Origin of the sequence: Microbacterium sp. 13-71-7 (assembly GCF_002257455.1) — a bacterium.
GTDB lineage: Bacteria > Actinomycetota > Actinomycetes > Actinomycetales > Microbacteriaceae > Microbacterium.
Genome location: NZ_NCKN01000004.1, coordinates 17,721 through 40,172, shown reverse-complemented (window position 1 = coordinate 40,172; position 22,452 = coordinate 17,721). Strand labels below are relative to the sequence as shown.

The 22,452-nt window shown below is 68.9% G+C and carries 27 protein-coding genes; 16 read left to right on the top strand and 11 right to left on the bottom strand.

The window, feature by feature from the left end:
* The 11 genes from B7X32_RS00985 to B7X32_RS00940 form a co-directional block, all read left to right on the top strand.
* Positions 1-301 (top strand): hypothetical protein (locus B7X32_RS00985; protein WP_292714697.1); only part of this gene is annotated, 301 nt, incomplete at its 5' end.
* Between the two features lie 29 nt (positions 302-330).
* The gene (locus tag B7X32_RS00980; protein WP_292714694.1) at positions 331-1,578 is read left to right on the top strand and encodes a hypothetical protein; all 1,248 of its coding nucleotides are present in this window, start codon (positions 331-333) and stop codon (positions 1,576-1,578) included.
* A gap of 200 nt (positions 1,579-1,778) precedes the next feature.
* Positions 1,779-2,162: an SseB family protein gene (locus B7X32_RS00975; protein ID WP_292714692.1), complete on the top strand. Its 384-nt coding sequence runs from the start codon at positions 1,779-1,781 to the stop codon at positions 2,160-2,162.
* A gap of 150 nt (positions 2,163-2,312) precedes the next feature.
* Complete coding sequence (locus tag B7X32_RS00970) at positions 2,313-2,624, top strand: hypothetical protein (RefSeq protein WP_292714688.1); 312 nt, start codon at positions 2,313-2,315, stop codon at positions 2,622-2,624.
* Positions 2,515-2,898: a TNT domain-containing protein gene (locus B7X32_RS21020; RefSeq protein ID WP_366246929.1), complete on the top strand. Its 384-nt coding sequence runs from the start codon at positions 2,515-2,517 to the stop codon at positions 2,896-2,898. The genes B7X32_RS00970 and B7X32_RS21020 overlap by 110 nt, the downstream gene beginning before the upstream one ends.
* A 67-nt stretch (positions 2,899-2,965) precedes the next feature.
* On the top strand, positions 2,966-3,622 hold the full coding sequence (locus B7X32_RS00965) for a hypothetical protein (protein WP_292714685.1): 657 nt from the start codon (positions 2,966-2,968) through the stop codon (positions 3,620-3,622).
* A gap of 240 nt (positions 3,623-3,862) precedes the next feature.
* A complete protein-coding gene (locus B7X32_RS00960) occupies positions 3,863-4,738 on the top strand; it encodes a hypothetical protein (RefSeq protein WP_292714682.1) in 876 nt (291 codons plus the stop codon).
* Positions 4,739-4,856: 118 nt separating this feature from the next.
* Entirely contained in the window at positions 4,857-5,945 is a 1,089-nt protein-coding gene (locus tag B7X32_RS00955) for a hypothetical protein (protein ID WP_292714679.1), read from the top strand.
* An 89-nt stretch (positions 5,946-6,034) separates the two neighbouring features.
* A complete protein-coding gene (locus tag B7X32_RS00950; protein ID WP_292714676.1) occupies positions 6,035-6,310 on the top strand; it encodes a hypothetical protein in 276 nt (91 codons plus the stop codon).
* A 52-nt stretch (positions 6,311-6,362) separates the two neighbouring features.
* On the top strand, positions 6,363-7,019 hold the full coding sequence (locus B7X32_RS00945) for an SseB family protein (protein ID WP_292714672.1): 657 nt from the start codon (positions 6,363-6,365) through the stop codon (positions 7,017-7,019).
* Between the two features lie 45 nt (positions 7,020-7,064).
* Positions 7,065-7,328 (top strand): hypothetical protein, encoded by a 264-nt coding sequence (locus B7X32_RS00940; protein ID WP_292714668.1) that lies wholly within the window; start codon positions 7,065-7,067, stop codon positions 7,326-7,328.
* Between the two features lie 48 nt (positions 7,329-7,376).
* On the opposite strand, the gene B7X32_RS00935 is transcribed toward B7X32_RS00940, so the two are convergent.
* Positions 7,377-7,862 carry a recombinase family protein gene (locus B7X32_RS00935; RefSeq protein WP_292714666.1) on the bottom strand — a complete coding sequence of 162 codons (486 nt, stop codon included), beginning with the start codon at positions 7,860-7,862 and terminating at the stop codon, positions 7,377-7,379.
* 130 nt (positions 7,863-7,992) lie between these two features.
* Between B7X32_RS00935 and B7X32_RS00930 the strand changes: the two genes are divergently transcribed.
* On the top strand, positions 7,993-9,033 hold the full coding sequence (locus B7X32_RS00930) for an NAD(P)-dependent alcohol dehydrogenase (protein ID WP_292714663.1): 1,041 nt from the start codon (positions 7,993-7,995) through the stop codon (positions 9,031-9,033).
* A gap of 201 nt (positions 9,034-9,234) precedes the next feature.
* Complete coding sequence (locus tag B7X32_RS00925; RefSeq protein ID WP_045272900.1) at positions 9,235-9,519, top strand: GIY-YIG nuclease family protein; 285 nt, start codon at positions 9,235-9,237, stop codon at positions 9,517-9,519.
* A gap of 189 nt (positions 9,520-9,708) precedes the next feature.
* Here the strand turns inward: B7X32_RS00925 and B7X32_RS00920 are convergent, their stop codons facing one another.
* Entirely contained in the window at positions 9,709-10,701 is a 993-nt protein-coding gene (locus B7X32_RS00920) for a malate dehydrogenase (RefSeq protein WP_292714654.1), read from the bottom strand.
* Between the two features lie 84 nt (positions 10,702-10,785).
* Between B7X32_RS00920 and B7X32_RS00915 the strand changes: the two genes are divergently transcribed.
* Positions 10,786-11,673, top strand: a complete 888-nt coding sequence (locus B7X32_RS00915) for a neutral zinc metallopeptidase (RefSeq protein WP_292714651.1) — start codon at positions 10,786-10,788, stop codon at positions 11,671-11,673.
* Positions 11,674-11,759: 86 nt separating this feature from the next.
* On the opposite strand, the gene B7X32_RS00910 is transcribed toward B7X32_RS00915, so the two are convergent.
* The 3 genes from B7X32_RS00910 to B7X32_RS00900 are packed head-to-tail and all read right to left on the bottom strand — an operon-like array spanning position 11,760 to position 15,233.
* Positions 11,760-13,484 (bottom strand): aldehyde dehydrogenase family protein, encoded by a 1,725-nt coding sequence (locus tag B7X32_RS00910; protein WP_292714648.1) that lies wholly within the window; start codon positions 13,482-13,484, stop codon positions 11,760-11,762.
* Between the two features lie 58 nt (positions 13,485-13,542).
* Positions 13,543-14,919 carry an MFS transporter gene (locus B7X32_RS00905; RefSeq protein ID WP_292714644.1) on the bottom strand — a complete coding sequence of 459 codons (1,377 nt, stop codon included), beginning with the start codon at positions 14,917-14,919 and terminating at the stop codon, positions 13,543-13,545.
* Positions 14,920-14,969: 50 nt separating this feature from the next.
* Entirely contained in the window at positions 14,970-15,233 is a 264-nt protein-coding gene (locus B7X32_RS00900; RefSeq protein WP_292714641.1) for a glutaredoxin domain-containing protein, read from the bottom strand.
* Between the two features lie 171 nt (positions 15,234-15,404).
* Here B7X32_RS00900 and B7X32_RS00895 point away from each other — a divergent pair, with 171 nt between their 5' ends.
* On the top strand, positions 15,405-16,574 hold the full coding sequence (locus B7X32_RS00895; RefSeq protein ID WP_292714639.1) for a glycosyltransferase family 2 protein: 1,170 nt from the start codon (positions 15,405-15,407) through the stop codon (positions 16,572-16,574).
* A 105-nt stretch (positions 16,575-16,679) separates the two neighbouring features.
* Here the strand turns inward: B7X32_RS00895 and B7X32_RS00890 are convergent, their stop codons facing one another.
* From B7X32_RS00890 to B7X32_RS00865, 6 genes are all read right to left on the bottom strand, one after another.
* On the bottom strand, positions 16,680-17,852 hold the full coding sequence (locus tag B7X32_RS00890) for a polysaccharide deacetylase family protein (protein ID WP_292714636.1): 1,173 nt from the start codon (positions 17,850-17,852) through the stop codon (positions 16,680-16,682).
* A 58-nt stretch (positions 17,853-17,910) separates the two neighbouring features.
* Positions 17,911-18,534 carry a response regulator transcription factor gene (locus B7X32_RS00885; RefSeq protein WP_292714632.1) on the bottom strand — a complete coding sequence of 208 codons (624 nt, stop codon included), beginning with the start codon at positions 18,532-18,534 and terminating at the stop codon, positions 17,911-17,913.
* Positions 18,531-19,787: a sensor histidine kinase gene (locus B7X32_RS00880; protein WP_292714629.1), complete on the bottom strand. Its 1,257-nt coding sequence runs from the start codon at positions 19,785-19,787 to the stop codon at positions 18,531-18,533. Before B7X32_RS00880 ends, B7X32_RS00885 begins: the two co-directional genes overlap by 4 nt.
* 1 nt (position 19,788) lies before the next feature.
* Positions 19,789-20,607 carry an ABC transporter permease gene (locus tag B7X32_RS00875; protein WP_292714626.1) on the bottom strand — a complete coding sequence of 273 codons (819 nt, stop codon included), beginning with the start codon at positions 20,605-20,607 and terminating at the stop codon, positions 19,789-19,791.
* Between the two features lies 1 nt (position 20,608).
* Positions 20,609-21,559: an ABC transporter ATP-binding protein gene (locus B7X32_RS00870; RefSeq protein WP_292714623.1), complete on the bottom strand. Its 951-nt coding sequence runs from the start codon at positions 21,557-21,559 to the stop codon at positions 20,609-20,611.
* A gap of 94 nt (positions 21,560-21,653) precedes the next feature.
* Positions 21,654-22,052: a RidA family protein gene (locus B7X32_RS00865; RefSeq protein ID WP_292714619.1), complete on the bottom strand. Its 399-nt coding sequence runs from the start codon at positions 22,050-22,052 to the stop codon at positions 21,654-21,656.
* A gap of 127 nt (positions 22,053-22,179) precedes the next feature.
* On the opposite strand from B7X32_RS00865, the gene B7X32_RS00860 reads away from it, so the two are divergent.
* On the top strand, positions 22,180-22,371 hold the full coding sequence (locus tag B7X32_RS00860) for a hypothetical protein (protein WP_292714616.1): 192 nt from the start codon (positions 22,180-22,182) through the stop codon (positions 22,369-22,371).
* Positions 22,372-22,452 lie beyond the last annotated feature (81 nt).

Here is a 22,452-nt window from a genome sequence, read left to right as displayed (position 1 = left end):
TTTGGCCCGGCAGCACGCGGCCCGGGTGGCCAGGGTGGCGTCGGATGTGCGGCTGGCGCAGGATGCGGCGGGGTCGTTGAACCTCACGGGCGGGGCGTTCGGAGTGATGTGCTCGTTCCTGGTGCCCCCGGCGGTCGCGGTGTCGCAGGTCGCCGTGGGCACGATCAGTTCGGTGTCGGCGCTGCTAGGGCGTGCGGAGACGGAATTCCTCGGGATGGTGAGTGATTTCGAGGCGATGGAGCACGACTTCTCCACCCGGTACAAGCAGCTGCACGGTCAGGTGGACGGGGTGTCGCGGTGACGCCGCCGAATCCGCTGGTGGCGGGTCCGGTGAACACGACGAGTCCGCTGCAGGGGACGTTCCTGCTCGAGGACGGTGAGGCGCTGGTCTCGGCGATCAAGTCGGGGGACTGGGTTGCGGGCGGGTTCGCGGCGTTCAGTGCCGTGATGGACACGGTCGCGGCGGTGTCGGATCCGTTGGGGTCGTTGATCGCGGCGGGTCTGGGCTGGCTGATGGAGCACCTGCAGCCGCTGAAGGGCTGGTTGAACGATCTGACGGGCGATTCAGGGGCTGTTGCGGGGTTCGCGCAGACCTGGACGAACGTGGGCACCCAGTTGCGTCGGTCGGCGGGGGATCTGGCGACTGTGCTGGGCGACCTGGACGCCGCTGATGGTGCGGCGGTGCAGGCCTATCTGGCGTTCCAGCGGGACGTGGTGGCGCATCTGAAGGGCGCGGCGTCGTGGGCGGATGGTCTGGCGACGGGCATGCAGATGGCGTCGACGATCGTGCAGGTCGTTCACGACATGGTGCGGGATGCGTTGGCGCAGCTGGTGGGGTCGCTGATCTCGTACGCGGCGGAGCTGGTGTTCAGTCTCGGGCTGGCGACGCCGCTGGTGATCGAGCAGGCGACGACGCGGGTGGCGGCGGTGGCGACGAAGTTCTCGAAGCGGATCCCGGACATGGTCGCGGCGATCCGCAAGCTGGGTGATCTGGTCGAGAAGCTGAAGGCGCTGTTCACGCGGTTCGGTGAGACGGCGGACAACGCACTCAAAGGCGGCAAAGGCGCGGTGGAACCACCGCGAGTGCTCACGAGCGCAGATTTCCAGTACATGGCGGACGGTGGATATCACAGCTCGCTCTTCGGCGAACCCGTGCTTCATTTTTACGACTCCGCAGACGCGAAACTCGGCGCGGAGGGGCGCGACGTCTGGGCGATGCCTACAGGGGATGCGGCTCAGATCCATACCTCCGCGGATGCCGCCCGTCAGACGGGTATGGCGCCGATGATGCTGGACGCACATGTCAACGGGGGAGACATCTATTCTGTGCATTTCCCCGTCGATCCGGCGACGCTCCGTCGCCCGACCGTCGCGGACTCCGGGGGGTGGGAGCACTTCTATCCCGATCCGACGAACCCGAGCCCCACATACGGCCACACCGCGGTCAATACCGGTACGGGGGCGTTCCTGGTCAACCCGACCAGGGAGACCCTCGTCACCGGCGGAGGGCCAATGCCACCAGGTTCGGTCCTCACTAGGTTGGAGAATGGTTCCTGGATAGTGGTGAGGCGGTACTGAATCATGAATGAACTGGGCTGCACCCATTGCAGAGAAGGCGTCTACGTCGCGAGACAGCCGCGTTTCGTTGTCGCTTCGAGCCCTGCCGATCTGCTGTATCGATGCGACTTCTGTCGGACGTGGTGGATCGGTGACGGTAGGTCGCTGCACCCTGTCAGTGATGAAGAAGCGCGTCGCCGCTTCCCTGAGGAGGTCTTCTGATGAGTGATGCACCCGTCGTCGAAATTGCGATAACTCGCGCGCGACAACGGCAGTTGACGATGCAGACCGTGTTGTGGACGATGGCGGCATCGACGCTCTTCGTTCCGAGCGCGGAAGAGCCAGGTGAAAGCTTCGCAAACTTCCGTCCAGTCTATTTCCCCAAGGGGGGAATAGAGATGCTGGCGGTGTACTCGACTCCTGCAGCCGCGGGCGCCGTCTCGCAGCTCGCACCGTGGATGGTCACACTGACGGGGTCGCAAATCGTGCGCATGATGCCCCGGGACAAGGGTCTGGTGCTTAACCCCGGGTCGACGGAGGGGTTCGATATCGAACCGGAAGGTTTGAAAGTGTTGCGCGAGGAGATCTCGGTTCACACTTCGTGATGGACGAATGTCGGGCACCGAATGGCGGTTGTCGTCGTCGACACTCTCGAGCCCGTCGATCCGGCGACGGTCGTCACCCTGAGTGAACGGCGGAGCTGCGAGGGCTCGCGGTGAGGCGTTAGTTCAACGGACTAGTGAAGGAGGTCTTGCTTGGATCGTGAGAGCCTGACCATAAGCGCGGCGGCAGAGCGGCTTGCCGCACATCCGATGACTACGGCCAACTGGTTTGGCCCCACTGGAAGACCCGAGTCCTCCGCGTGGATCATTGAACACGGGCCTGGCTGGCGCGTGTGGGAGACCGATGAGAAGGGCGTGGTCGTGGACTATACGGTCATGCGGACCGAATCGGAGTCTGAAGCACTCGAGGAGTTTCTGGCGCGAGCAGACCATCACCGCCGCGCAGCTCTCTCTGCGGCCGCGTTGGAAGAGCTCGGAAACTACTTCGCCTATCTCGTTCGGTAGTTCGCGTGATGCGAGTTGGAGACGTGACGACCCATTTCGGTGCGAAGGCAATCGCGGCGAGCAACCATCGGGGACGCGCTTTTCAGATCGCGCCATTCCGCCGGATCGCCTGAGTCTTTCGTTCTCGACGACCGGATACACCGTGCTCAAACCTTTGCCGGCCGATGTCGTGAAAGGGCCGATCGCGTCGGCGTTCGAGCAAGGCGGCGGGGGCGTCCAGTACTTCTTCCCGAAGGGGATCCAGTGGTACATCCGAAACGGATATCTAGGATGATTTCAGCATGAACTACGACGAACTGCGCCGGCGTCTTTTGGCCTTGCCGGGTGCGACGGAGCAGTGGGTGACGTACACACTCTCGTTCTCGGACGGGGGGCCCGCGGTGCCGACGAGTTACGCGCTCGTGCGGCGCTCGGACGGGCGGTTCACGGTGTTCCGTGGCGATGAGCGCGGCGGTGTGGGCCAGGCGACGGCGGAGGACGGCGAGACACAGCTGGAGTTCGCAACGGAGGCTCAGGCGTGCGAGTGGATCTGGAACGAGATCCTGTGGTGGCGCGAGTTCGAAGCACGACGCGCGAACCGAGATCAGTCACAGCCGATGGCGGGGGCTTCGCAGGAGATCCAGGTGGCACGGGACGGCGTCGTGCACGATGCGTCGGTGGCGTGGCGCTACGAGCACGGCGCGTGGGCGGTGCGAGTCGCCTCCGGGGCGTTCGAGCCGGTCGAGGTCCGGGCGGACGATGCGTTCGAGGCGCTGTGCGCCATCCGGGATGTTCTCGAGCCCGGGGGGTGGCGGATCGGTGTCGCGGGTGCGCAGGCGGATGTGTGGCCGAGCGGCATGTCTCGGGATCAGGGCGGCGGTGTGGTTGCGTATCGGATGACGGTGGAGGGGGCGGCGGGAGTCGTGGACACCTTTGCGTCCGTGGATCCGGCGACGGTCGTCACGCTGAGCGAACAGCGGGCCGGGATCGATCGGCTGAGCGGCGAGGGCTCGCGGTGAGGCGTTAGTTCAACGGATATGTCGCGGGGACGAGCGCGGTGGCGTCGCTCGTGCCACCGTGGAGGACGGGGAGACGCCGCCGGCGTTCTCCGGAGAGTCCGAGGCATGCGAGTGGATCTGGACGAGATCAGCGGTGGTACGCCTTCGAGGCGCGGCACCCGCAGCGCGGCGGCTGACCGTCCCGGTCGGGGCCACGCCTCGGCATACGCATTTCCCACCTGGCCCCGCGATGATGAGACCATGACCTTCGACGATGCTTTCCGCGCTTATGCGGCCGAGCGATTGACGGGGCTGATGTGGTTCCCGTCCGGGGAGACGTTCGTCGCCGGGCGGACAATCCTCCAGATGCGGGACCGCCACTTCGAGGTCTTCGACAGCGATGAGCGCGGGGTGGAACTGCACGGGTCGTCCGTCCTGTTCGCCGAGGAGTCCTTGGCTCTCGCTAGCGCGATCGCGCGACGCCGGATGGCGGCTCCACACGGGGCGACGTTCCGGCAGACGGAGCAGTTCCTCGACGCGTCTTCGGCGCGGGCTCTTCCGACCTCCGGCGTCCGGGAGGTCCTGGAGGCGCCGGTGCTCGTGCCGAGCGTCGAGGGCGGGCTCTTCGAGCCGGTGGTGAGCGACGGCGTCGCAGTGGTGGCGACGGGGTGGCAGGGTCTTGAAGAAGCGGGTCTCGCGTCCGCTCCGCGCACGGTCCTGCCGCTTGGCGCGCTGCTGCTGATTCCGACGGTTTCGTCGATCGTCGTGCACACCCGCCACGACCGGATTGAGATGGGCTCCCCACTCGTCATGGCACTGCGGGCGCAGCTTTCCGCGCAGGGCGGTCTCTTCGCAACGGGCCCGGCGTATGTCGGCGGTGACGGATCCGTGAGCGACCGGGTCGCGGCGATGCGCGACATCACGGACGGTGCGGACCTGGATTGGTTCCCTGCACCCGCCGTCGCGCTGAGGACGGATCGGGCCGGCATCGCACGGCGGGGTGACGAGTGGTCGGTGTGGGCGGCGAACAGGCCCGGTAGCGGCGGAACACCGGAGACATACAGAAGCGAGCGTGAGGCACTTGCCCGGCTGCTGCAACTGATGAAGATGGCTGAAGGCGATGGGGCACGGCGATGAAGGGTTTCCGATCGGATGAGGTCGGGCGAGCGGGTGATGTGGAGTCGCTCCTCGGATGCGCTGCCCCCGGTCGAGATCCGGCAGCGCCGGCGATTCGTCGACGCGTGAGGAGATTCTCGTGACCGAGGAACGGATCGACGCCGCGCTTGCAGAGCTGTGGCACGGGGTGCAGACGGAGTTCGAGAGGATCAATCCCGGCCAGAGCGTCGCGAAGATCATGCACGAGCGCAGCCTCGAGGGCGCGCGCGCCGCGTTCGTGACCCGCGTCGGGGCTTCCTTGCAGACGATCGGGCGCGAGTGGAGGGTGCTGGGCGATACCGCGGTGATCGATGGAGGTCCCGAGGTGAGATTCGGCCCCTCGTGGCTTCGGATCCTGTCGTCGGGGCGCGTCGTGTTCGCCGGGTGGCAGCGCATGGATTGGGCCGCACTCGTACTCGCCTGCATCGGAGAGTCGGAGTGGGGTGAGGCATGGTGGGACGAGATTCGACGGTCCCGGCCCGCGCGGCATCGGCCCATCGCGCCACTTGACGCGAGCGATCCGTTGGGTGAGTTCGCGCCCGTCGTCGAGGCTTCAGGAGGGTGTCGATGGGTTGTCTACGGTGGGGATTCCACCGTGCTGTGCTGGGCGATGACCGAAGGTCTCGCCGAACGTGCGGCCTCCGCGCTGGAGCTCGGTTCAGCCTCTCTGGGTGTGCTTCTGGATGTGTGGCCAGAAGTGCCGCCGCAGGTCGCGGACGGGAGCCGTCCCCCGGCGCTGTGGCGCTTCCCCGCGCCGCGAGTCGGTATCGAGACAGCGTGGTGGCTGTTGCCGACGACGCCCTTCTCCGGTCTGTTCTGGCGCGGCGGCCTCTCGTTGCCGCGCGCGAACACCTTCCCGCGGCTCCGTGCGGTCTCTACGGACGCCCGGATCGCGACCGAGAACTTCTCGGTGCCATACGCGTCGGCCTTCATCACTGCGACGGCTCGCGACGTTCGCTATCGTTCGGCGTTCCCGGACAACCAGGAGTTCGCCCTCTTCCCGGATGCGAAGTTCGTGCAGATCGGCGAGATCACCGATGGCGGATCCGTCCACGTCTCGATCTTCGCCGATGAATCAGAACCCGGCCGACCGCCTCTGGAGGAGCGGGACGTCGTCGACCACCTGCGCGCCGCCACTGCGGCATCCCCTGCCAGGATCACGAAACCGCGATGGTTCATCGATGACTGACGCGCGGAAGTCTTGGCGGTCGACCACGGGTTCGACGGATCTGACAGCGAGGTCCATTGATGGATCGTGAGAATCTGACGATCGCAGCGGTGGCCGCGTATCTCGCGGCGCATCCGATGACGACGGCGAATTGGTTCGGACCGACGGGACGGCCCGAGTCATCGACGTGGATCGCTGAGGACGGGTCCGGGTGGCGTGTGTGGGACACGGACGAGAAGGGCGTCGAGATGGACTTCATGACGCTGCGGACGGACTCGGAGGCTGAGGCGCTCCGTGAGTTTCTGGCGAGGGCGGAGCGCTATCGCCGATTGAAGGGGACGACGGTCCGGAGGCCTGAGTTCGATGGGCCGGGCGGGACGGCATGAGTGCGATGAAGTTCTGGGTGAACCGGGCGACCGCGCTTGAGGAGGAGGGCCTGTGACATCGACCTATGAGGATGCGCTCATCAGCGCTCTCGACGTCTTGAGCGCCGCGCAGTCAACGGGATCCCTTCCGGCGGAGTTGTGCTCGTCCTTCCGCCATCAACTCGACGTCGAGCTGGCAGCCGTGCGATCGGGTCGGGTGATGCCGCGATCTCTCGCGGTCTCGTTGACTCACCAACTGGTCGACTCAGGACACCATGACGAAGCGTTCTCCCACGCTCTGGAGATCCTGCACGAGGCCGAGGAGAGCCAGGCGGACGTCATGACTCTCTTGCCTCGCGCCACGGTGCGCCAGCTGCGCGAGAATCGCATCGACACGTTGGCACGCGCGGGGTCCGTTCTGGGTCGTTTCGGGGTGCTCGTTCCCGCTGTGAACGTGCAGGGCGAGACGAGGCTGGGCACGATCAGCTTCAGCGGACGACGGATGGTTCCGGCATTCTCCTCACGGGATCTCTTCGACGAGTGGGCGCAGGCAGCGGAAGTTGCCGAGGTTGTTGCGTCGCTCGTACCCGCGGCGGGGCTGGGCGAGCTGGCTCCGGGCATCGACATCGTGCTCAACCCGTTTGGCGAGGGTGCGATTCTCACGAATGAACGGCGCACGGTCGATCCCGGTGAGCAAATGCCTCGCCAGGCTAGGACACCTCTGCGCTGACTTCAGAAGGCAAGAAAGACACGATGCGAACGAGAGGGGCGTGCAATGAAGGTTCACGATGACTTCTTCTCGCACGAGGACCGGTACTCGCTGGGGCGGGTCGAAGACACTGGTCAGCGCTTCATGTCGATCCCGGTAAGCAACGGTCTGGTCGACTATGAGGAGTTCTACGCTTTGTCCCGTGTCGAGTACGAGGGCCTGCTCGCCGATCCGAAAGAGGCAGCGCGCTTTGCCGAGCAGTGTCGTCGGCGCGAGCAGGATGAGCGCCTGATCCAGAAACCAGGCTGGAATCGCGGGACGCCAGTCTGACCGGCGGAAGCAGTTCGCGGCCGGCGTCGCGAGGGCTCCCGCGGAAGGTCAGCGGCCGGCGTCGGCGAGGTGGCGTGCGTCGTGGCTGAGCACCTTCACCATCACACCGTGACGGCGCAGCGCGGCGACCGTCCGCGTCTCTTCGTCGATGTCGCGCCCTAGGGCATGGATGTTGGCGACCACAAGCACATCACCCGGGCGAAGCGTGTCGATGAGGCGGCCGATGCGATCGGTCCAGCTCTCCAGGATGTCGGGCGCGGGATGGCGGAAGCCCTCGATCGGCACGCCGAACCGGGTGAGGTCGTCGCGCTGCTGCACGACCGAGGGCATGCCCTCGCGGGCGACGACGAGGCCGACGAGGCGGGATCCGTCGGGCTTGGCCGACCACCAGTTCCGGTTCTGCTGCAGCTCGGTGAAGCACTTGGGGCACTCCGCGGCCGCGTGCGGAAGATGCAGAGGACTGGTGAGGGCGGCGTCGAGCGGTGCACCCGTGGTGCCGTCCGCATCGCCGTGCGCGTGCGTGGTCGCTTCCATGTCATCCGCCTCCGCCTCTATTGTGCCTTCTCCCACGGACATCGGCGTCCCGAGAGAGGCGGATGGAGCCGCGCCATCACCGGGCGGAGTACGCTCGCACTGTCCCACCCCCGGAGCCCTGAGGAGCGCCATGCCCGTCGTCGCCGCCTATGCCGCACCGAGCGAGGGTGCGCCCCTCGTCCCGATCACGATCGAGCGCCGCGAGCCCGGCCCGCTCGATGTCGTGATCGACATCGCCTTCGCGGGCATCTGCCACTCCGACATCCACACGGTCCAGGGCGACTGGGGCCCGCAGCACTATCCGCTCGCCCCTGGCCACGAGATCGCCGGGACGGTCTCCGCCGTGGGATCCGATGTCACGCGCTTCGCCGTCGGCGACCGGGTGGGCGTCGGCTGCCTGGTGAACTCCTGCGGCGAGTGCGACGCGTGTCTGCGCGGCGAGGAGCAGTACTGCAGGGTCGGGGCGATCGGCACCTACGGCGCGACCGACCGCGACGGCACGATCACCCAGGGCGGCTACTCGCGCCAGGTCGTCGTCACCGAGGCGTTCGTGCTGCGGATCCCCGACGCGATCCCGCTCGATCGCGCCGCGCCGCTGCTCTGCGCCGGCATCACGACCTACTCGCCCCTGCGGCACTGGAACGTCGGCCCTGGCACGCGCGTCGCCGTCGTCGGCCTGGGCGGCCTCGGACACATGGCCGTGCAGATCGCGCACGCCCTGGGCGCCGAGGTCACCGTGCTCTCGCAGTCGCTGCGCAAGAAGGACGAGGGGATCCGGCTCGGCGCCGACCACTACCTCGCCACGTCGGATCCGGAGACGTTCTCCGCGAACAAGCGCTCCTTCGACCTGATCCTGAACACCGTCAGTGCCCCGCTGCCGCTGGACGCGTACCTGAACCTGCTCGACACGAACGGCACCATGGTCAGCGTCGGCGCGCCGCCGGAGCCCATGTCGTTCCGCGCGGGCCTGCTGCTGGGCGGTCGCCGCTCGCTCGCCGGGTCGTCGATCGGCGGGATCGAGGAGACCCAGGAGATGCTCGACTTCTGCGCCGAGCACGGCATCGCCGCCGAGATCGAGCTCATCGACGCGATCGGCATCAACGCCGCCTACGCGCGCGTGCTCGCGAGCGACGTGAAGTTCCGCTTCGTGATCGACGCCGCGACGATCTGACGCTCGCGCGTTCGCTTGGGGACAGGTTGTGGTCGGTTCCTGAGCGAGCGCGGCGTGCCTCCGGTTCCTGAGCGAGCGCGGCGTGCCTCCGGTTCCTGAGCGAGCGCGGCGTGCCTCCGGTTCCTGAGCGAGCGCAGCGAGACGAAGGACGCCTGTGGATAACCGAGGCGAGTGCGGCGGTCAATTCAGTACCGTGCGACTATGCCGCACGTCTACATCCTCCGTTGCGTCGACGACAGTTTCTACACGGGCAGCACCACGGATCTTGCCTGGAGGTTGGAACAGCATCAGGCAGGTTTCGGCGGCGACTATACGCGTCGCCGGCTTCCCGTGGAGCTCGCCTGGACCGCGGAGTTCGAGCGCATCGACGAGGCGTTCGCGTGGGAGCGCAGGATCCATCGCTGGAATCGGGCCAAGAAGCTTGCGCTGATCGAGGGGCGATACGACGACCTGCAAGGTTGGAGCAGGCGTTCGCGCGGACGCTGATCTCGTATTCACCGTCGCCCTTCGTCTCGTCGCTTCGCTCCTCGCTCAGGGACCGTGCGCTCCTCGGTTCCTGAGCGAGCGCGGCGAGACGAAGGACGCCCCTGCGCGATTCGTCTCGTGGTTGCCGAGCGCCCTTCGTCTCGTCGCTTCGCTCCTCGCTCAGGGACCGGGTATGTCCGGACGCCCGCGTCAGATCAGCCCGAGCGCCCGGACGGCGTCGCGCTCCTCGACGAGCTCGGCGACCGAGCGGTCGATGAGTTCGCGCGCCCAGGCATCGGGATCCAGCCCCTCGACGATCCGCCACTCGCCGTCGACGGCGCGCACCGGGAACGAGCTGATCAGACCCTCCGGCACGCCGTACTCGCCGTGCGAGACGACCGCGGCGCTGGTGCGGCGCTCGCCGGTGCCGAGCGCCCAGTCGCGCACGTGGTCGATCGCCGCGCTCGCCGCGGACGCCACGGAGGAGGATCCGCGGACCTGGATGATCTCGGCGCCGCGCTTGGCGACCCGCGGGATGAACGTGCTCTCGAGCCATGCGCGCACATCGCCGGTCTGCTCGGCGAGTGCTTCCGGCACGGGACGGCCGGCCACCGTCGCGTAGGCGACATCGGGGAACTGCGTCGCGGAGTGGTTGCCCCAGATCGTCACGCCGGCGATGTCGGCCACCGGAGCGTCGAGCGCCGCCGAGAGCTGACCGCGGGCGCGGTTCTCGTCGAGCCGGGTGAGCGCGCTGAACCGCTCCGCGGGGACGCCGTCGGCGGAGGCCGCGGCGATGAGCGCGTTCGTGTTCGCGGGATTGCCGACCACCGTCACGCGCACGCCCGCGGCGGCGTGCGCCGCGATCGCGGATCCCTGGGGGCCGAAGATCGAGCCGTTCGCGGCGAGCAGGTCGCCGCGCTCCATACCGGGGCCGCGTGGGCGCGCACCGACGAGCAGCGCGTGGTCGGCGCCGTCGAAGCCCACGGCCGGGTCGTCGGTCACCTCCACGTGCTCGAGCAGCCCGAAGGCGCCGTCCTGAAGTTCGAGGGCAGCGCCCTCCGCGGCGGCGATCCCGGCCGGGATCTCCAGCAGCCGCAGCCGCACCCTCTCGTCGGGGCCGAGCATGTCGCCTGCTGCGATCCGGAACAGCAGCGCGTAGCCGATCTGCCCGCCCGCACCCGTCAGTGTCACCGTGGTGGTCACTTCGGCTCCCTTCGGTCGCTGGCGCGACGCACAGTGTGAGCCTATGCCTCCCCATCGGCGCGCGGACCGTGGAAAACTGTGCTCATGACGTTCAATCCGGATGCCGATGTCTCCGACAACAAGGTCCAGCGGCGTGGCGGCGGGCGAACCGCCGCGATCGCCGGCGGTGGTGTGGTGGGACTCGGCGCGGTCGTGGTGCTGCTGATCAGCGCCTTCACCGGCGTCGACCTCTCCGGTCTCCTCGGCGGGGGGACCGGCACACAGGGACAGCCGCAGGCGACGGCCTCTTCAGAGGGCTACGTGAAGAACTGCAACACCGGGGCCGATGCGAACAAAGACGTCGACTGCCGCGTCGCCTCGACCAAGCTCGCGCTGAACCAGTACTGGACCAAGAACGTGAAGGGTTACGTCGAGCCGGGGCAGGTCAGCGTCGACGTCGCGACCGCGACGCCGTGCGGGACCGCGTCGAACGACGTCGGCCCGTTCTACTGCCCTTCGGACCAGACCGTCTACATCGATCCGACGTTCTTCCAGGTGCTCAAGCAGCAGTTCGGCGCGGAGGCGGGCGACCTGGCGCAGGTCTACGTCGTGGCGCACGAGTACGGGCACCACATCCAGAACATCACCGGCACGATGTCGAAGTACCCGAACAACGGCACGGGTCCCACCAGCAACGGCGTGCGCACCGAGCTGCAGGCCGACTGCTACGCCGGCGCCTTCATCGCGGATCTGACGGATCAGAAGGACAAGAACGGCGTCGCCTACTTCAAGAAGCCGACCGAGGCGCAGATCACCGACGCGTTGAACGCCGCGGCCGCGGTGGGCGACGACCACATCCAGCAGCAGTCCGCGGGCTACACGAACCCGGAGAGCTGGACCCACGGATCCAGCAAGCAGCGCGACTTCTGGTTCGCGAACGGCTACAAGAACGGCCTCGGCCAGTGCGACACATTCTCGGTGGCAACGCCGTAGGACCCCGGGGCCGTTGAGCGAGCGCAGCGAGACGAAACTTGGCGCTCTCGCGAGGTTACTGCGTTTCGTCTCGGTCGCGCTGCGCGCTACGCCCGCATCGCCTGGACGAGCGTGCGCACCAGCGCGAGAACGCCGCCCTGGGCGCGGAACCGGGTCAGGCCCTCGCTGACCTCGGCGGCCGTGCGCGACGAGGCGAACCACGGCGGCTTCGGCAGGATCGTGAACCGTCCCCCGTCGCGCACGATCGACGCCGACCGAGGGAACGGCCGGAACGGTCCGCGCACCACCGAGCGCTCGACATCGGCCAGCAGCAGCGCGTTGTGCACGACGCCGAGCCCGCTGCCCACGTCGGCGAGCGTGTTGCCGGGGAACGCGCCCCAGGTCACGGTGGGGGTGATGAATCCGAACGCGGTCCAGGTGTTGATCGCGATGGATCCGTAGTGCAGCGCGGTGATCGCCCTCTCGAAGCCCGCGCCGAGCGAGGCCTCCGTGGCCGGGTCGATCAGCACGTTCGCGCCGAGCGTTCCCTGCAGCTTCTCGTTCGCGTGCGCGACGGCGGCATCCAGGAATGCCTGGCCGGTGCCGGGAAGCTGCTCGACGCCCAGCACGGGGGCGAAGTACTCGGTCTGCTCCAGCGCGGTCGGGTCGTCGCCGTCGCCGATCTCGACGAGCAGCCGGTCCGCCAGCACCAGTGCGTCGGGATAGGCCTCGGCCGCCTGCGCCATCCGCTCGTCGGAGCGGGGGTACCAGATGGGGCGCTCCGGGGCGAGCGCATAGGCGCGACGCAGCTCGATCAGGAACTGGTCCCGCTGCGCCCAGTCGCGGGACAGGAGCACGACCTGGCCGGCGATGCAGTTGTGCCCGCCGTTCTGCAGGCGCATGGTGGCGACGTGCTCCGCCTGGAAGCGCAGATCCTCGTCGCTCCAGTGGCCCGGCACGACGATGATCGGCGAGACGCCGCCGAGCTCGGCCGTGATCGGCTTCTTCAGCTGCGGCCGGTACTCGCGCTTGCGGCGCTTGGCCTGGGGTCCCGTGCCCCACACGATCGCGTCGAAGGTCGGGGCGGATCCGGTGATGTGCACGTGCGCGAAGGCGTCGTGCGCGGTGAGGTAGGCGCCGACGTCGCCTGCGCCGCGGACGATCCGCAGGAAGCCGGGGGCGATGAGCGGCGCGAGGGCCTTCTCGTAGACCGGCACGAGCGCGTCCTGGGTCGGGTTGACCTTGAGCAGCACCACCCTGTCGTGCGCGAGCAGTTCGTAGAGCACGTCGAGCACAGGGATCGAGGTGATGTTGCCGGCGCCGAGGACGAGGCCGATACCCCCGTCGCCGGCGGCGGGGGAGCGCTGCGCGAGGCCCGCGCGGGCCCTGGCATCGCCGGGCGTGACGCCAGGCGTGAGCCACACCTCGCCCGTGAAGCCGGAGAGCAGCAGCTTGTCGATGCCCTCGAGCGGGAACGTGTGCACGCGGGTCTGCCCGCTCGCCGTGCGGTCCACCGTGAGGCCGTCGAGCGGATTCCGGCCGTGCGCGATGCGGTCGAGCGTCTCGATGTAGGCGTCCAGCGCGCCGAGCGTCGCATAGGGGCCGCTCAGCCATTCCTCGCCGCGGAGCGGGTGGTCATCGCTCAGCTGCTTCGAGCGCACCGCGGCGCGCGCCCATGCCCGCGCGTTCGCGGCGACGGTCCGCCGCACCCCGCGCAGCAGCGTCACGCGCTGGCCGACCGTGAGAGACGACCAGGCCGCGGATCCCTTCTGCAGTTCTGCGATCGCGCTCTCGATCGGTGCGCGGACGTCGTCGGCGAGGGTGTCTGGCATCGGGATCTCCTTCGGCGCGGTCATTCTTCAGCGTACGCGCTCGGCGTGGAACCGAGTCTCAGTGATCGGCGCCGTCGATGTCGCCGCGGCGCAGCCGGTAACGGGCTAGCGTCGTGAGGCTCAACAGCATGAGCACGGCCGGCACGACGCTGAAGATCAGCACGATCCCGGTCACGGCGCTGCCCGGCTGCACGACCGCGCTCGCGTCGCCCGCCGTCCGCGAGAGGTAGCCCGTGGCAGCCAGCACCACCGCGACGATCGTGGTGCCCAGCGCGAAGCCCACGGTCTCGGACGCCGTCCACATGCCGGTGAAGGTGCCGGCGTTGCCCGGTCCGCTGTCCCGTTCGTCGTGCGAGATGACGTCCGGCAGCATCGCCATCGGCAGCGCCTGCATGCCCGCATAGGCGATCCCGGCGATCGCGACGGAGCCGTAGATCCAGGATCCGGGCATCCACAGCGCCAGCACGATCGAGGCGGACGCGATCATGAAGATCGTCGAGGCGATCCGGAAGGCGCGCTCCTTGCCGATCCGGCGCGACAGCCGCTCCCACAGGGGGGTCGCGATCACGGCCGGGGCGACCAGCGCGACGAACAGCAGCGTGACCGCGCTCTCGGAGCGCAGGACCCAGGTCGCGACGTACTGTGCGCCCGCGAGCATCGTGCCGGTGGCGAGCGCCTGCAGCAGATACGTGCCGAGCAGCGCGCGGAACGGCTGCGACCGGCGCACGGCGGCGAAGCCCGCGGCGTACTGCGCGCGGATCCCGACGTGCTCGACGGATGCCGGGGAGGCCACGGCGTCGTCCGCCGTGCGCGCGGCGATGAGCATCCCCACGCCGATCACGACGCCCGCGACCACGCCCATCACGAGGTAGCCGAGGACCGGGTCCCCGGTGATGCGACGCAGCTCGGGCCCTCCGCCGCCGAAAAGCAGGATCGTGACGGTGAGGGCGATCACCCGCCAACTGAGCAGCCTGGTCCGTTCGTCGTAGCTCGAGGTCAGCTCTGCCGGCAGCGCGATGTAGGGCACCTGGAACAGGCTGAACGAGGTGGCCGTGGCGAGGAACGCCAGCAGCACGCAGATCACGCCCGCGACCGGGCCGAAGGCCGGCGGCACCGCGAAGGTGAGCGCGAAGAACACGGGCAGCGTGAATGCCCCGATGAGCATGAAGCGCTTCCGGCTGCCCGTGCGGATGAGGCTGCGATCCGACCAGGCGCCGATCACCGGGTCGATCACGACGTCCCACACCTTCGCGAGGGTCACGATCGTTCCGGCGAGGATCGCGGCGACGCCGAGGTTGTCGGTGAGGAAGTACGCGAGCACCAGGCCGGGCAGCGTGGCGAAGCCCCCGGTGCCGAGGGATCCCGTCGCGTAACGGGCGACCGTGCGGGCGGGAAGGCGCGTGGGGGCTCGTTCAGCGCGAGCGGCGGTGCTCATGCGCGCCAGTGTATCGGCGCGCCCGGATCCGACCGGCCGCGCCCCCGGGGTCAGATCAGGGAGAGCTCGCGCAGCTTGGCCTCGACGTCGGCGTTGGAGGGCTCGACGTGGTGCGAGGAGTCGGGGTAGACCACCACGGGGATGTTCGTGCGGCCGGAGATCTCCTTGGCGACGTCGGCGGCGGCGGGATCCTCGACCAGGTCGACGTAGGTGTAGGCGATGCCGAGCCCGTCGAGCTGCTTCTTGGTGCGGATGCAGTCCCGGCACCAGTCGGCGCCGAACATGGTGATCGTGTCAGAGGAGGGGGTGGTCATGACTCCAGGGTACGGCGGATCCGAGGGGGTGGGATCGGCGAGAACGCAAGGCTCTTGCCCGGTGTTCACCGCCCGTTAGCCTGGATGGGACAGGGTGTCTGACGGGAAACGCGCAGGTTTCGCATGGTTTCGCGTGGGACCATGTCGAGTCACGCGAACGGAGGAGGGGGCATGGAAGGCATGTCGGCGGGGGAGAGGATCCCCGGTGCCACGGTCATCATTCCGACCTTCAACGAACGCGACAACATCGCTGCGTTGATCTCGCGCGTCTCCGCCGCGCTGAGCGATCGCGACGGCGAGATCCTCTTCGTGGACGACAGCACGGACGACACCCCGGGGGTGATCCGCACGCTCGCCGCCTCCGCGCCGATGCCCGTGCGCCTCCTGCACCGCGACAAACCCGAGGGCGGACTCGGCGGCGCCGTCGTCGAGGGCATCCGGTCTGCGGCCTACGACGTCTGCATCGTGATGGACGGTGACCTGCAGCATCCGCCGGAGCTGCTCCCCGACATGATCGACCGCTACGAGGACGGCGATGCCGACGTCGTGGTCGCATCGCGCTACATCGGCGGCGGCGACAACGGCGGTCTGGCCGGCGCCATGCGGGTCGGCGTCTCACGGGGCGCGACGCTCCTCACCAAGGCGATGTTCCCGATCCGGCTCTCCGGAGCCTCGGATCCCATGACCGGCTACTTCCTGGTCGACCGGACCCGCGTGGATCCGGACGCCCTCCGGCCCAACGGCTTCAAGATCCTGCTGGAGATCCTGGTGCGCTCCGACGTGCGCATCGCCGAGGTCCCGATGGAGTTCGGCGAGCGTCTGCACGGGCAGTCCAAGGCATCGTTCGTGCAGGGCATGCAGTTCCTCAAGCACCTCGCCCGGCTGCGGTTCGGCAAGATGTCGCTGTTCGCGATCATCGGCGCCGTCGGAGCGCTCGCGAACCTCGTCATCATGTGGGCGCTCACGCACCTCGGCATGGAGTACGTCTGGGCGGCCATCATCGCCGCCGAGGTGACGATCGTCGGCAACTTCATCCTGCAGGAGCGCTACGTCTTCAACGACATGCGCGGTGATGCCTCGGCGCTCGCCGTGCGCTTCGCGCAGTCGTTCACGTTCAACAACGTCGAGGCGGCGCTGCGGATCCCGATCCTCGCGCTCATGGTCGAGAGCTGGCACATCTCGAGCATCCTGGCAGCGGCGATCTCGCTGGTCGCGGCGTTCTTCGTCCGCTTCCTGTTCCACTCCCTCGTCGTCTACGCACCGCGCCGGTCCGTGCGCCAGGTGCGCAAGGCGGAGGAGCGCCGCGTGCGGCTCGAAGCGGAGACCGCGGCTGCGGAGTGACCGCCGCCACCGCGGAGTGACGCCGGCGCGGAGACTGCCGCCGCGGAGTGACTGCGGCCGCCCGGTACGGAACTACGGGGATTCCCGTGGCCGGCGGCTGCGGCGTCAGCCGATGTTGTTCCTCAGGCCGTTGACCGTGTCGCCGTAATTGATCCGGACCACCGGCAGCTCGAGCTTGTTCGTGCCGATCTTCACGTACCCGAAGTCGATCGTGCGCGCGAGCAGGAACCCGGCCTTGGTCACGCCCTCCTCGGCGGTCGCGTTGTAGTGACCGTACGGGTAGGCGATGACCTCCTTCGTGCCGAGCACCTTCGCCGACTCCTCGAGGTCGGCGGCGACCTCGTCGGCCGACAGGTTCACCATGCGGCCCTTGCCGTTGTCGCCGGCACGGTGCATGTCGTTGGTGTGCGAGCGCTGCAGGACGTAGGGCGAGGGCGGTCCGTCCTTGCGCTCGCCCGTGATCACGAACGACGTGGTCAGCAGTTTCCGCTCGGTGATCACCGGCACCGCGAGCTGGAGCCAGGTCGGATCCGCGTCGTCGTCGGTGATGATGAGCGAGTGCTGCGGCAGGAACAGCTTGCCGTCGATGAAGGCGTTCAGCTCGTCCCAGGTGGGCATGTAGAACTTCTGCGAGGCGACGTAGTCCATCTGCGCCTTGAAGTCCTCGATGTACACGTAGTTGTTGCGCAGCCAGTTGTCCTCGCCCTCGGGCTTGGTCGTGAACTGGTGGTACATCAGGATCGGGATCTTCGACGCCGTCGCGGTGTTCTGCTCCGGCGTGGTCCAGGCGGCGTAGAGGGTGCGCTGGTGATCCGTGCACGTGGTCAGCTGAGATCCGTTCACGCGGTCGGTCTGCGCCTGCGTCTGCGCGGTCTCCGGGGTCGGATACCACCCGGCGAACACGGCTCCGGGCTTCTCGGGGATGGGCAGGCCGGAGAACAGCGCACCGGAGGTCTGCAGCATCGGGGCGTGCTGGACGCCGTCGCCGGCGAACGACACGGCGCACGCGGTGGCGGGATCGGCGGCGGTCTTCAGGAGCGCCTGGACTGGCGTGAGCGGGGTGGGCTTCGGGGTCGGCGTGCCGGTCGGGCCCGCCGTCGTGCCCTTGTCCTGACCTCCGCCGAGCAGGGCGTGCGCCGCGATGGTTCCGACCACGGCGAGGAGTGCGACGGCGAGGACGGAGATCAGCCCCACGATGAGGCGGCGACGGCGGATCACCGCACGCGAGGGGCGTGTGGGACGCGACGGGCGCGACGAAGCAGGTGATCCTCCGGTCATGGTGCTGAGTGTAAGGGATCGAGGGGGCCGGATCCTGACGCGATCATGAGCGTGGCGCTCAGAGCAGCCAGCCGCGCTCCTGGGCGATCCGTGCGGCATCCGCCCTCGTGCGGGCCTCCAGCTTCTGCATCGCCGAGGACAGGTGGTTGCGCGTGGTCCCCTCGGAGAGGTGCAGCGCTCGGGCCACGTCGGAGATCGTGCCGCCGTCGCGGGCGGCCGCCAGCACCTCGGTCTCGCGCGGGGTCAGGGGCGACGGTCCTGCCGTGAGCGCATCGGTGGCGAGGGCCGCGTCGATCACGGTCTCGCCGCGCATCACGCGCCGCACCACGTCGGCCAGCTCGGACGCGGGGGTGTCCTTGACCACGTAGCCGGCGACCCCCGCGGACAACGCACGGGACAGGTATCCGGCGCGGCCGAACGTGGTGACGATCACGATCCGCACTCCCGGCATGGCCCGACGCAGCTCCGCCGCGGCGGTGAGCCCGTCGACGCCGGGCATCTCGACGTCCAGCAGTGCGATGTCGGGATGGTGCTCCTGCGCGGCGGGGAGCACCTCGTCGCCGCGTCCGACCTGCGCGATCACGACGAGGTCGTCCTCGAGGCCGAGCAGCGTCGCGAGCGCACCGCGCACGAGCGCCTGGTCGTCGGCGAGCAGGATCCGGATCGGCGCGTTCGCCGTCATGCGGTGACCTCCAGCAGGAATCCGCCATGGCGGGAGCGGCCGATCCTCAGCGCGCCGCCCGCGTCGGCCGCGCGTTCGGCGAGTCCGTGCAGGCCGGTGCCGGCCGAATCGTCGGCGGGGCGGGGCGCCGGACCCGCGCCGTCGTCCTCGATCGTGATGCGTCCCGGGCTCAGCGTCACCCAGCAGTTCGACGCCCCGGCGTGCCGGATCACGTTCGTGACGGCCTCGCGCAGCGCCCAGCCGAACAGCTCCCGATTGCGCTCCGGCACGTCGTCCGTCGTCATCGGCAGATGCGCCGTGATGCCCGCGGCGGGCAGCAGCGTGCGCAGCGAGGCGAGCTCGCTCGCGATCCGGACCTGACGGTAGCCGGAGACGACCGCGCGCATGTCGCTCAGCGTGGAGCGGGCGAGGGTCTGCACCTCGTGGATCTCCGACACGGCGGCGGCAGGATCCCGATCGGCGAGCTTCGCGGCCAGATCCGCCTTGAGCGAGATGGCGGAGAGGGAGTGGCCGAGGATGTCGTGCATGTCGCGGGCGACGCGGTTGCGCTCCTCCTCGACGGCGACGACCGCGAGCTCCTTCTGGGTGCGGCGCAGCTGCGCCAGGGTCTGCAGGTTGCGGGTGAAGGCCGCCATCAGCGTGCCGATCGACAGGATGATCAGCGGCATCGTCCAGGGCGGGGTGTTCGTCGGCTGGAAGGCGCCGTCGACGAGGTTCATGACGAACGACACGGCCGACAGCGCGAAGACCGCGATCACGGCACGGAAGTCGCCGCCGAAGCAGAGCGCCGCCGAGACCGCGACGTAGGTCCAGAGTCCGGACAGGTCGGGCCCGAGCACGATGAGGAACGGCAGCGACAGCAGCAGGAGCCCTGCTGGCGGCACCCATCGCCAGCGATCGGGGAAGGCTGTCGCCACGGGGAACGAGATCGTGAAGAGCGCGCCGTAGACGACGACGCCGAGCCCCCAGAACCAGGATCCCGGCGCGGGGAGCTGGGTCAGGATCGGCACCAGGATGAACCCGATGATGAACACCTGGCTGATCAGAGCGCCGGGGTACCAGCGTTTCGCGCCGGGGGCGCCGAGGGTGAGTCGCAGGCGGGCCCAGCCGGTGACGCCGTCCAGCGGCGGCGCGTCGAGGAAGCCGCCCTCGCGGATGCCGAAGCGCCTCATGAAGCCGAACCGGCCCGCAGGACGAGCAGGGCGTGCGGCTGGAGCCGGCACGCCCTGCTCGTCGCAGGCGTCGTCCGTCACGTCAGACGCGCTTGGTGTCGCGGCGGAACATCAGCACGGCCAGCGCCGTGAAGATGATGAACCACGCGATGAGGTTCGGCACGGCCCAGCCGTTCGGGACGACCCCGATGACGGCCGACTGGGAGAGCTCGGCGATGCCCCACAGCGGGGTGAACCTGGCGCCGACCTGCACCGCCTCCGGCATGATCGCGAGCGGGACGAACAGGCCGCCCATGAAGCTCAGGATCGGGAGGATCGGGCCGAGGTAGCGCATCGCGTTCTGCGCGGGGAAGGCGTAGCCGACCGCGAGGCCGAGGCTGGTCAGCATGAGCGAGCTCAGCCAGGCGAGCACGCCGGCCGGGATCAGGTTGCCGAGCGGGGCGGAGATGCCGAGCGCGGCGCCCACGATCAGCGTCACGAGCACGGCGATGCCGCCGAGGACCAGACCGCAGATGACCTTGACCAGGATGTAGACGACCGGGTTCAGCGGCGTGAGACGCAGCTGCCGGCTCCAGCCCTGCGCGCGTTCGGCGGCGACGGAGACGCCCGTCATGGTGCTCGCGACCATCGCGCCGTACACGGCCATCGAGATCATGATCGGCACGGCGGCGGACATGCCCCCCTGGCTGACCGGGATGTTCGAGATGGACGTGTTCTTGTTCGGCAGCCCGATCATGACCAGCATCGCGATCGGGAAGATCAGCGTGAACACGACCACGCTGGAGTTGCGGAACAGGCGCTTCAGCTCGACGCCGAGGAACGTGAGGCTGAAGCCGCCCATCGGCGGTACGCGGCGGGAGGACGGATCGATCCGGTCCAGGCGCTCGGTGGCGGTGGTCATGTCATTCCCCTTCCGTGTCGTCGCCCGTGAGCTGCAGGAACGCCTGCTCCAGGTTCTGGCTGGTGATCGTGACGTCGTGCGCGGACGTGCGCGTGAGCAGATGGCGGGCGACCGCGTCGGAATCGTTCGCGCGGATGATGATGCGCGGACCGCGCACCTCGACGGAGTCGACGCCGTCCAGCGCGGCGATCTCGGCCTGGCCGGATCCGCTCGCGTCGTCCCATTCCGCCTCGACCGTGCGGCCGGAGGCCATCGCCTTGATCTCGGCGGTGGTGCCGTCCGCGACGATGCGGCCCTTGCGGATCAGCACGATCCGGTCGGCGTACTGGTCGGCCTCTTCGAGGTAGTGCGTCGCGAAGAGCACCGTGCGCCCGCGCTGGGCGTCGGCGTGGATCGCCTGCCAGAACGAGTGCCGGCCCTCCACGTCCATCCCGGTGGTCGGCTCGTCGAGCACGATGAGGCCCGGATCCGACACCAGCGCCATCGCGAAGCGGAGCCGCTGCTGCTGGCCGCCCGAGCATTTCTGCACCTTGCGGTCGGCGATGTCGGCGATGCCGGCCCGCTCGAGCGCGGCGCCGATGCTCGTGGTGTGCGTGAAGAGCGACGCGGTGAGCTTCATGGTGTCGCGCACCGTGACGTCGCTGAGCAGCCCTCCGGTCTGCATGACCGCGGAGACCAGGCCGCGGCCGATCGCCTGGCGCGGGGTCAGCCCGAACAGCGACACCTGGCCGGAATCGGGCTGGGAGAGACCGAGCAGCATGTCGATCGTGGTGGTCTTGCCCGCGCCGTTCGGCCCGAGGAAGGCGACGACCTCGCCCTGCTTGACGGAGATGTCCACGCCGTCGACGGCCGTGAAGCTGCGGAAGTGCTTGGTGAGCCCGGTCGCGGTGATCGCGGGGTGCGGCGCGGCGGGCGCCTGGATGACGGTCTGCGCCGTCTGGGTTTCGCTCATGATGTCGCCTCGTTCATGTCATCCAGTCTGCTCCGCGCGGCGCGAGGCGCATGATGAACGATGTCATGGATCCGCTATGACATCCGTCACAGGGTCAGGGGGCGAGCGCGGCCACGGCCCCGATCTCGACGAGCGCGCCGGGCACACCGAGCCCGGCCACGAGCGCGGCGGTGACGAGCGGCGGCGCGCCCTCGCGGGCGAGCTTGGGGCCGACCGCGCCGTAGGCCGCGCGCAGATCCGCGTCCTGATGGAGCAGCACGGTCCAGCTGACGACGTCGGCGAGCGTGGCCCCGGCGGCGGCCAGTGCGGCCGCGGCGTTGTCGACGGCGCGGGCGGCCTGCGCGGCGACGTCGTCGGAGACCACGGCGCCGGTCTCGTCGACGCCGTTCTGGCCGCCCACGTGGATCATCGTGGATCCGGGCGGGATCACGGCGACATGACTGAACGCGGGGCTGTCCACGAGCCCCGGGACGTGCGGGTAGGAGATGCTCATGCCCGCGAGCGTAGCGAGGGGATCCGACATCGCGTCCGGGAGGGCGACGCGGTCGGGTCGAGGCGGTCGGGTCGAGGCGGTGCGGTGCGGCGCGATAGACTCGAGAGGCTCAACAGGAGGTTGCCCGGTGATCCTTCACTACATCGTGTTCGGAATTCTGTTCCTCGGCGGATTCGTGCTGCTGGGCATCGCCCCCGGCCTGCCCGCATGGCAGGGTCCCGTCTTCGTCGCGGGCATCCTTGCGATCAGCCTGGCCCTCGCGTACATGATGCGCGAGCCCGGCGGCGCCACCAAGCGCTCGCGCTCCTGGGAGAGCTGAGCCCGCACTTCTGCTCCTCGGCGTACTTCCGCGGGAGTACGCCGAGGGCACACCCTCGGAGGATCCGCCCCCTACCCGGCG